At 57.2% G+C, this 1,398-nt stretch carries 2 protein-coding genes; both read right to left on the minus strand.

What is annotated here, in order from left to right:
* Window positions 1-63: 63 nt before the first annotated feature.
* Window positions 64-813 carry a hypothetical protein gene (locus LNV23_RS23785; RefSeq protein WP_263565230.1) on the minus strand — a complete coding sequence of 250 codons (750 nt, stop codon included), beginning with the start codon at window positions 811-813 and terminating at the stop codon, window positions 64-66.
* Window positions 814-928: 115 nt separating this feature from the next.
* On the minus strand, window positions 929-1,306 hold the full coding sequence (locus LNV23_RS23790; RefSeq protein ID WP_263565231.1) for a hypothetical protein: 378 nt from the start codon (window positions 1,304-1,306) through the stop codon (window positions 929-931).
* Window positions 1,307-1,398: the final 92 nt, after the last annotated feature.

The following is a 1,398-nucleotide window of genomic DNA, read 5'->3' on the forward strand; positions in this document are numbered from 1 at the left end:
GCAGCGTAGCGCGGCCAGCTGGCGGAGGTCCACTCGAGCGACTGGTTAGGTTTCAATCGCAGGCTAGCCATTGAAACGTTCTCCAGATTCTCCTTCGAACCTCTGCAGGTAGTCGTACATTGTCTTGACAAGCGGCGCGTCGCCCAGCGCCTTTGCGACAACGGTTGTGGCCATCAGGCCTCGATAGAAATAGTTCCACGAATCATGGATGTGGTCTTCCATGAGTGGGGTCCCGCGCATACCTGCCAAATGAAAGTGTGCGGGGCTTCCGCCATACATGTCCATCGTTTGTGGCGCCGAGGCGTGCACGTACCCAGAATAGACGCTGCTGATGGTCTCGCCAACGTCATGAGCCTTTGACGGGTTGGGATCTGTTGAAAGGACGCGCGTGACATAGGAACGGATCTTCCGGCGCGGCGGAAGATTGGGCTTCTCATGGCGAGCCAGCGAGTTTTCCGGGTCCGGAAATTCCTCGGCGAAGAATGCAGCGAGGTATTGGGTGTGTCGCTCGGTGACTTGGTCGTTTGTCAGTGGTGCCGCCAAGAAGTAGATGTCCTCGTGAATCTCGTCCAAGATCCTTAGCAGTGATGCCTGTTCCTGTAGGAACCCATGGAGCAGAAGGATGTCCACCGCCCTAAGGGTCGAAATTGACCTAGCTAACTTCAGAATAAGCGCTTGCTCAAGTGACCGCTCAAGGTAGCGAAACACGAAGCCGTCGGCCCACTCAACGCGCTGCGGCGGAGGAACCTGCTTCTCCAGACGCGCGAATGCGTTCTCCATAACGGTCAGCACTTCGTGGAAGAGCTTACGCATCTGACTTGAAACCTAACGTCTGAGCTAACCGGCCCGCGAAGGCAGGACGCCGGAGGGCCAGAATGAAATGAGGCCCGCAGGAGGCGTGCCGTTGCGGGTCCGGTTGAGCGATGGGTTAGGCCTTGCCATTGTTCTCGCAGTTCTTTGACGAAGCGCGCCGACGATTGGCGAACCAGATGACAAACATGATTGCTGACCAGTAGATGATGATGTCCAGGACCAGTGCGACCGAGTGCAGAGTGTCTTCGCCGAAGGAGAGTCGGCGCTCGACAGAGACACCCGGCATGTCGAATAGATATGCCAACGGGAAACCGCCTTTGAGTACAGGCTTGTAGCAGCCTTCGTTGGTTGCCGGCCCGCACAGATTGCCATACGACGCGAGTTCCGGGCCTTCACCTTGGATGAATGATGACAAGACGGCCAATGCTAGCGCCAATGCAAGGCCCAAAGCGGTGCGGAGCAGAGTCGTAGTGCGGGCGGTCATCTTCGGCACGAGGTTCGACTGCGGGTCCTAACGAGGTTGTCCAATAACACGAAATCCACGACCACACTCAACGCTCAGTACGTGCGAATGTCGGCGAAGGC

The sequence above is a fragment of the Kinneretia sp. DJ1R-11 genome, assembly GCF_025717595.1.
Classification (GTDB): Bacteria; Pseudomonadota; Gammaproteobacteria; order Burkholderiales; family Burkholderiaceae_C; genus Paucibacter_A.

Excerpts from the sequence above, each read along its gene's own strand:
- LNV23_RS23785 (WP_263565230.1), bottom strand. The coding sequence starts at position 813 with ATGCGTAAGCTCTTCCACGAAGTGCTGACCGTTATGGAGAACGCATTC.